The sequence below is a fragment of the Nonomuraea composti genome (assembly GCF_012034275.1).
GTDB classification, from domain to species: domain Bacteria; phylum Actinomycetota; class Actinomycetes; order Streptosporangiales; family Streptosporangiaceae; genus Nonomuraea; species Nonomuraea composti.
The window spans coordinates 1-397 of record NZ_JAATEP010000174.1 but is presented as its reverse complement, the minus strand read 5'-3'; the positions used below and the strand labels follow the sequence as shown (position 1 = coordinate 397).

1 pseudogene is annotated in these 397 nt (G+C 69.0%); it reads right to left on the bottom strand.

The window, feature by feature from the left end:
• A pseudogene (locus HCN51_RS57865) lies at nt 1-397 on the bottom strand (DNA-directed RNA polymerase subunit beta); the annotation flags it as partial.

Sequence of the window (397 nt, the reverse complement as noted above, 5' to 3'; positions counted from 1 at the left end):
TTCGACCGGCAGGATCTTGGAGATGACGCCCTTGTTGCCGTGCCGGCCGGCCAGCTTGTCACCGTCGGTGATCTTACGCTTCTGCGCCACCAGGACGCGGACCAGCACGTTCACCCCGGGCGGCAGCTCGTCACCTTCGTCCCGGCTGAACACCTGCGTGTGGATCACCCGGCCGGACTCGCCGTGCGGCACCTTCAGCGAGGTGTCGCGCACCTCGCGGGCCTTCTCACCGAAGATCGCGCGCAGCAGCCGCTCCTCCGGCGTCAGCTCGGTCTCACCCTTCGGGGTGACCTTGCCGACCAGGATGTCGCCGGGCACGACCTCGGCGCCGATCCGGATGATGCCGCGCTCGTCGAGGTCGGCCAGGACCTCCTCCGACACGTTGGGAAGGTCGCGG